This is a genomic window from Sulfurovum sp. (assembly GCF_041562805.1).
Classification (GTDB): domain Bacteria; phylum Campylobacterota; class Campylobacteria; order Campylobacterales; family Sulfurovaceae; genus Sulfurovum.
The window spans coordinates 1-7404 of sequence record NZ_JBFFOH010000124.1 but is presented as its reverse complement, the minus strand read 5'-3'; the positions used below and the strand labels follow the sequence as shown (position 1 = coordinate 7404).

At 35.6% G+C, this 7404-nt stretch carries 7 protein-coding genes; 4 read left to right on the top strand and 3 right to left on the bottom strand.

The genetic code is table 11. From position 1 onward, the window contains the following. Together ABYK33_RS12075 and ABYK33_RS12070 are read right to left on the bottom strand one after the other, a co-directional pair. On the bottom strand, positions 1 to 1267 hold a 1267-nt coding region (locus ABYK33_RS12075), incomplete at its 3' end, for a GTP-binding protein (RefSeq protein WP_373033492.1). Positions 1268 to 1436: 169 nt separating this feature from the next. Then, entirely contained in the window at positions 1437 to 2540 is a 1104-nt protein-coding gene (locus ABYK33_RS12070) for a deoxyguanosinetriphosphate triphosphohydrolase (protein WP_373033491.1), read from the bottom strand. 68 nt (positions 2541 to 2608) lie between these two features. Here ABYK33_RS12070 and ABYK33_RS12065 point away from each other — a divergent pair, with 68 nt between their 5' ends. The 3 genes from ABYK33_RS12065 to ABYK33_RS12055 are packed head-to-tail and all read left to right on the top strand — an operon-like array spanning position 2609 to position 5194. Further along, positions 2609 to 3433: an FAD-dependent thymidylate synthase gene (locus ABYK33_RS12065; protein ID WP_373033490.1), complete on the top strand. Its 825-nt coding sequence runs from the start codon at positions 2609 to 2611 to the stop codon at positions 3431 to 3433. A gap of 54 nt (positions 3434 to 3487) precedes the next feature. Next, positions 3488 to 3871, top strand: coding sequence for a hypothetical protein (locus ABYK33_RS12060; RefSeq protein WP_373033489.1), 384 nt, complete (start codon positions 3488 to 3490; stop codon positions 3869 to 3871). Next, on the top strand, positions 3872 to 5194 hold the full coding sequence (locus ABYK33_RS12055) for a murein L,D-transpeptidase (RefSeq protein ID WP_373033488.1): 1323 nt from the start codon (positions 3872 to 3874) through the stop codon (positions 5192 to 5194). 8 nt (positions 5195 to 5202) lie between these two features. On the opposite strand, the gene ruvC is transcribed toward ABYK33_RS12055, so the two are convergent. Further along, entirely contained in the window at positions 5203 to 5688 is a 486-nt protein-coding gene (gene ruvC, locus ABYK33_RS12050; RefSeq protein ID WP_373033487.1) for a crossover junction endodeoxyribonuclease RuvC, read from the bottom strand. 164 nt (positions 5689 to 5852) lie between these two features. Here ruvC and dnaA point away from each other — a divergent pair, with 164 nt between their 5' ends. Beyond that, positions 5853 to 7184: a chromosomal replication initiator protein DnaA gene (gene dnaA / locus ABYK33_RS12045; protein WP_373033486.1), complete on the top strand. Its 1332-nt coding sequence runs from the start codon at positions 5853 to 5855 to the stop codon at positions 7182 to 7184. The last annotated feature ends 220 nt before the right edge of the window (positions 7185 to 7404 follow it).

Sequence of the window (7404 nt, the reverse complement as noted above, 5' to 3'; positions counted from 1 at the left end):
TTGCTTTTCTTTTACCTAGTTTTTCAATGGCAACACCTTGGAACTCTTCAGGAACATCTACAACAAGGTGCTCAAATGGCTCCATTTTTACACCATCTTCTTCTTTTGTTACAACTTCTGGACGTGCAAGCATAAACTCAAAACCTTCACGTCTCATGTTCTCTGCCAAAATACCGATCTGAAGTTCACCACGACCTGAAACTTTAAATGACGCATCACCCTGTGGTTCCATACGCATAGCGATGTTTGTCTCCATCTCTTTTTCAAGACGCTCTTTAATCTTGTTAGAAGTTACGTGTTTACCTTCTTGTCCAGCCAAAGGTCCATTGTTTACAGACATAATAACTGAAAGTGTAGGCTCTTCCACGTGCATAGGGTCAAGTGCTACCGGATTTACAGGATCACATACAGAGTCACCAACATCAATGTCGTTGAATCCTGCGATCGCTACAATATCTCCAGCTTCAGCTTCTTGGATCTCGATACGCTCAAGTCCTTTAAACCCGATAAGCTTAGAGATACGGCTTTTAGATTTTGCTCCACATGCTTTTACAAGAAGATACTCATCACCTTTTTTTACTTTACCATTAAAGATACGTGTAATACCGATACGTCCAACAAAGTTGTCAGAGTCAAGCGTAAATACCTGTGCTTGTGTATCATCATCTGGTGAACCTACTGGATATGGTACCTTTGTTAAGATCGCTTCAAAAAGTGGCGTCATATCTTTGTTTTCATCTTCCATTTCCCATTTAGCATAACCATCTCTGGCTGCCGCGTAAAGTACTGGGAATTCAAGTTGCTCTTCATTTGCATCAAGTGCAACAAGAAGGTCAAATACTTCGTCCATTACTCTGTCCGGATCTGAACCGTCTTTATCGATCTTGTTAATAACAACAACAGGGATGAGACCAAGTGCAATCGCTTTTTTCAAAACGAATTTAGTTTGAGGCATAACACCTTCTTGTGCATCAACCAAAAGAAGTACACCATCTACCATCTTAAGAACACGCTCAACTTCACCACCAAAATCTGCGTGACCCGGAGTATCGATAATATTGATCTTGTGATCACCATATACAATTGCTGTATTTTTAGAAAGGATCGTAATCCCTCTTTCTTTTTCGATAGCATCACTATCCATAGCTCTTTCTTGTACTTCTGCATGAGCAGCAAATGTACCAGACTGTTGAAGAAGTTCATCTACCAATGTTGTTTTACCGTGGTCAACGTGTGCGATAACCGCAATGTTTTTAATTTTTTGCATAAAATGTCCTGAAATAAGGCGTAGCTACGCCCTATGTAATTTTCGCGAATTATATCCAAAAATTACTATATAAGAGATTTTTATATGAAAAAGCACCTAAATTACGTCAATATTCTGACGTAAAATACTGTATGTGTATAATACAGGCACTTTCTACACTTATATCGTACTACAAACTGAATCCGTACATTTCATGATAGGTTTTCATCGCATACCGGTCCGTCATCGCTGCAATATAATCTGCAATGACCCGTTCTTTCGTACGTATATCAAAAAGTGCTTTTTGATAAGGAGGAAGTAAATTCTCATCTTCCCTGAATGCTGTGTATAAACCGATGATACACTGTTTTCCTGCATGCATTTTTCGTGCTATTTTTTGATGTTTATAGAGTTTTTGCAGTAAAAGTTTTTTGAGTTTTTTGAGTTGCGTTGCTGTTTCTTTGGAAAAGCCCACAGGTAGCCTCTCTTCTGCATCCATACTCGCACAGATAGGCATCTCCTGACGATACTTTTTTGCCCCTACTTTTGAGTTTTCCATAAAATCTTCTACAAGCAGCTTGATCAGTCCTGCCACAAAACGATGTCTATAGAGTTTATCATCTCTGTTGATACCTTCATTTTGTACCCCTTTATCTACTCTCAAACAGAGCTCATCTTTCAAAAGATCATCAAACGTAATAAGTCCATATTTGATACCGTCATCAATGTCATGTGACGTATAAGCGATCTCATCTGCATGATCGACCACCATCGCTTCAATGGAAGGATGTTTGTCTAAAGCAAAACGAGGATCCAATCCTTCTAAAAAAGGTTTTTTATACGGATATGAATGTTTCAGTACCCCTTCAAGCGTAGCGAAGGTAAGGTTGAGTCCGTCAAAATCTTTATACCGCTTTTCCAATTTGGTCAAAACCCTGAAGGATTGAAAATTATGTTCAAATCCTAAAGGTCTTCCGTCTGCTTTGAGAAGTTTATCTAACTCATCTCCGCCTACGTGACCAAAAGGGGTATGTCCCAGATCATGTGAAAGTGCAATGACTTCTGTAAGAGTTTCATTCAGTTCTAACATACGTGAAAGGGTTCGTCCTATCTGACTTACTTCGAGAGAATGGGTCAAACGTGTACGAAAATAGTCACCTTCATGATTTAAAAAAACCTGTGTTTTATACTCCAAACGTCTGAAAGAGCTACAGTGAACCACTCTATCCCTGTCTCTTGCGTAAGGGTCTCTAAAATCTTTTTCAAAACTAAAAAATCGTTCATCTGCCTTCACGGTCTAATCCTTATATTGCTCTAAATTTATAGTGATATAATTGTATCTAAATTATGATGGAGTGTCCCATGGAAATGTATCACATAGAGTATGAAAAACCTAAAGTTACGCTTTTACAACAATCTGGCCTTGGTGTAGCAGAGATCGCGGCAAGAACATGTTATGACAGTTTTGAAAACAGTGAAAATGAATGTGTTAAAAATGCAATGAATGATCTGGATACCGATGCCATCAATGACATTGATGATTCTGATCTGCTTTCAAACCTTGCCTGGGTACATCACCATCACTCTATCATTGAACATGCCACATTAAGCTTTTTAGTGCAGGGCACTTCAAGAGGGGTACTCCAGGAACATGCAAGACATAGACTTCAAGCTATTTCCGTAAGAAGCACACGTTACACAATGTCATCTGTCATCAATGCATTTGTAGCTTCACTTGAAAATAAAGACGGGTTTGACTTCTTTTTAGAAACACTGCTGACTTTAAATCTCTTTGTCATTGTAGACAAAGCATATTTGGTCATAGAGATCAGAGCCATCTATGATAAATTGTTCTTTCAATATCAAAAAAATGATGACTTTATAAATGCTGCTGTGGCTAAATCATCTTTGCCATTCATTGAAGAAAACAAAGGGAATGCTGCTGCACTGTTTACGGCATTACAAAATGGAAAGAAAAAAAGAAATGTGGGAGATGGGTTTAAACACATTGTCTCAGATAACTGGAAAGTAGATATGGTTGTTACTTTTAATATCAGAAGTCTCAAAAACTATTTTGACCTTAGAGATTCCGGTGCAGCATGGTTCCAGATACAGTGGCTGGCTGAAGAGATGAAAAAAGTAACCCCTGTAAAATATCTCAAACTTATCGATAAAAAATACAAGTAATTTTCAATAATTTAAATTAGATATAATACGCATAAAATAGATTAGGGGAATTTTTTGCGACGCTTAACACTACTACTATTTATCGGATTGTTTCATATCAGTCTTTATGCAGATGCACTTACCATAGAAAATATTTCTGCCAATATCCAAAAGGGACTCCAAACACGTATCAAGGGCCAAAATAAACCTATCATTCAAAACATTTATGCCCAAACAGGAAATAAACCTTTATGGATAGGCAGTCAAAATAAAACAAAGACCAGTCATCTGATACAAGCACTCAATGATCCTCTTTTTAACTATAAAAATAAATCATTTGATCAAACATCTATCAAAAATCTTTTTTATCAGCTTGATAATGGAGAGATCAGTCAAAGCAAACAGGCCGCTGCCTATGCAAATCTTGACCTTGTACTTACCAGCTCCATGGTACGGTGAGTGCGATTTATAGTCCAAGGTGATGTAGACTGGAATCTTGTACAAGAAAAAATGAATACCCTTGAACAAAGTGATGATATTGTAGCCAGATGGGAAATGTCCCCTAAAGGATTTCCCGATCAAAGTGAACTCATATCTGCCATAGAAAATGACACTATCTATGAATATCTAACATCCCTTATACCAATGGAAAAGCGCTATAGAAAGCTTGTTAAACTGCTTCAAAACTATCGTGTGATGGATAAATTTCCAAAGATCAAATATTACAAAAAATCTTTAAAGTTAGGCGACAGTTCAAGTCGTGTTAAAGAGATAAAAAAACGTCTGCAGATCTCTGGAGACTACCCTAAGAATGCGCCTATCAACTCTAAGTTTGATGAAACAATGAGAAGAGCTGTAATTACCTACCAGAAGCGTTACCTGCTTAAAGTAAATGGTATGGTTGACAAAACGATGACCTATTATCTAAACCAGCCTGCAAAAAATAACATTCAGGCCATCATTACAAATCTAGATAAAACAAAGCTCTACCCAAAACAATTTGAAGAAGAGTATATTGAAGTCAATATCCCTGACTTTAATCTCAGATATTACAAAGATCATGAAAAAATCATGAAGAAAGGTATTGTAGTAGGGCGTATAGACAGACCAACACCCATTTTTTCCAATGCAATACGTTATATGGTACTTAACCCTACATGGACCATTACAGATAATCTGGTTAAACGGGATTTAATACCCGTACTTAGAGAAAACCCTATGTATTTGGAAGAGAACAATATACATGCATTTAGAGGTAAAAAAGAAGTAGACGTAACACAAGAGATGCTCGAACCCTATGAAAAAAGTGAGAAAAGAGTACCTTACCGTTTTGTACAGTTCCCGGGTGACAACAATGCCCTTGGAAGAGTGAAATTCATGTTCCCTAACAAATACGATGTATATTTGCATGATACAGATAATAAATCACTGCTTGAACGACGTTATAAGATCTATAGTTCAGGCTGTATGCGTCTGGAACAACCTTTTGATCTTGTATCCTTGCTGCTAGAACACGTAAGGAAGAGTTACTCTCAAAGTCAGATAGATGAAATACTTGAAAGCAATAAAACAACAACTATTGGATTCAAACAAACCGTACCTATACATATGATTTATTTTACGGTGTATGAAGAAGATGGTTTGGCTTATTTTAAAAATGACATCTATTTGTATGATAAGATCATTGAAGAGTCAGTGGTGGGAAATAAAAAGGCTACATTCACAGTACCTAAAAAGCGTATGATCTCTGTAAAGAAAAACGCTCAACCTCTATCTAATTAGGTTTCTATCTAAGTCATCTTCTTACGCATCTTCACTCTTTGAAGATGTGTCAATGCAATGGCCATTGCATCTGTAATATCTAAAGGTTTTATCTCTTTTTTGATACCAAACAACCTTTTGACCATAAATGCAACTTGTTCTTTGGTTGCTTTTCCATTTCCCGTCACTGCTTTCTTCACTTGTAATGCTGTATATTCATGAAAAAAACCTATCTCCTGGAGTATCTTTAGACATAAGGCTCCCCGAAATTGAGCAAGCTTTAAAACTGACTTAGGATTAAAGGCAAAAAAGATGTCTTCAATGGCCACTTCATCTATCTTATGTGTCTTTAAAATGATGTCTATACCTTCCACAAGCTCAACCATTTGCGTTTGCAGTTCTTTTTCTTTCATTTTAAGTAAACCTGCTTCAACAAGTGAAAAGTTTTTACCATCCCAATATACGATGCAGTACCCTAAATTACGGCTTCCGGGGTCTATTCCTAAAATATTCATTCACACCTTTGTTCACATAGTGAATAAAACTATTCAACTCTGTTTAATAACGCTATTTTAGCTTAAGTTGGCTAAAATGTCATAAGTTATTCACATTAAAAATTTTAACTCTTTAAAACGGTGAAATTTTATTCACACATTTAAAAATATCAAAGGCGAATAGTATGAATATAGGACAAAAAGTACTTTTTGAACTGAAAAAAGAGATCTCTGAAGTAGAATATGAACGATATATTAAAAACCTGATCTATGATACAAGACGCTCACGAAGTAATATAGTTTATTTCAATGCGCCTAATATGATCATAGCAAAATGGATCAAAAGTAAATATACTGACAAACTTATGCATCTTTTTGAACTTCAGAACGAAATAAAACCGGAAATAGAAATTACCGTTGGAAAACAAAACAAACAAAGTGCGGGACCTGTTGTACATCATTCTGAAAAGAGCCATTCCAAAAGTACCTATCTTAACCCTTCTTTGACTTTTGAAAGTTTCATTGTAGGGAATTCCAATCAGTTTGCCTATACTACAGCAAAATCCGTAGCAGAAAAACCTGGAAAACAATATAATCCTCTTTTTCTATATGGTGGAGTAGGTCTAGGTAAGACCCACCTTCTTCAAGCCATAGGTAATTACCATATAGATCTAGGTAAAACCGTTATCTATACCACATTAGAACAATTTATGAACTCATTTACTTCTCATCTGCGTTCACAAACCATGGATAGATTTAGAGACAAGTTTAGAGAGTGTGATTTACTTCTTATAGATGATATACAATTTTTAAGTAGAAAAGAACAGACACAGGAAGAATTTTTTCACACCTTTAACGAACTCTACAACAATAATAAACAGATCGTTATCACTTCAGACAGACAACCCAATAAAATTGCCGGACTGGTAGATAGACTAAGAACCCGTTTTGAAATGGGACTTATGGCAGATATACAACCGCCAGGACTGGAAACTAAGATCGCCATTATCCAAAAGAAATGTGAACTTGATGGTATTAGTCTAGATCATGAAATAGTTAATTACATCGCTACACATATGGGTGACAATATACGTGAAATAGAAGGAACCATTATTAAACTCAATGCTCTTTCTTCTATGCTTAACCAGGAGATTACCCTTGACTTTACTCAAAATGCCATAAAAGATCAACTTAAAGAGAAAAAAGAGAATATTACTATTGATGAAATTGTGAAAATTATTTCTAAAGAACTTAATATCAAACCTTCTGATATGAAATCTAAAAAACGTACAAAAAATATAGTGAATGCAAGAAGAATCGCTATTTATTTGGCAAGGAATCTTACCCCTAATTCCATGCCGCAAATTGCTGTCTATTTTGGAATGAAAGACCATACAGCAATTTCACATGCTATGAAAAAAATCAATGAAATCATAGATAATGATGAAAATTTTAAAGTGATTTTAGAGGAACTCTCAAACAAAGTAAATACCCATACTCAAAATGACACACTATAAACTATATTTAATCATAGAAAACTTGAATAAAAAAAAGATATAATTTTAAAAGTGAATAAATGTGAATGTTCAAAAATAATTGTGCATTCACTTAGATAACGGTCACACCGGCAATAAAGTAGTTTTTCACATATTCATGTCAAACTACTACTACCTACTAATTTTATTAAAAATAAGGAAAGTCAATGAAGATAAGAGCACAAAAACAAATTATAGAATC

Excerpts from the sequence above, each read along its gene's own strand:
- dnaA (WP_373033486.1), top strand. The coding sequence starts at position 5,853 with ATGAATATAGGACAAAAAGTACTTTTTGAACTGAAAAAAGAGATCTCT.
- ruvC (WP_373033487.1), bottom strand. The coding sequence starts at position 5,688 with ATGAATATTTTAGGAATAGACCCCGGAAGCCGTAATTTAGGGTACTGC.
- ABYK33_RS12065 (WP_373033490.1), top strand. The coding sequence starts at position 2,609 with ATGGAAATGTATCACATAGAGTATGAAAAACCTAAAGTTACGCTTTTA.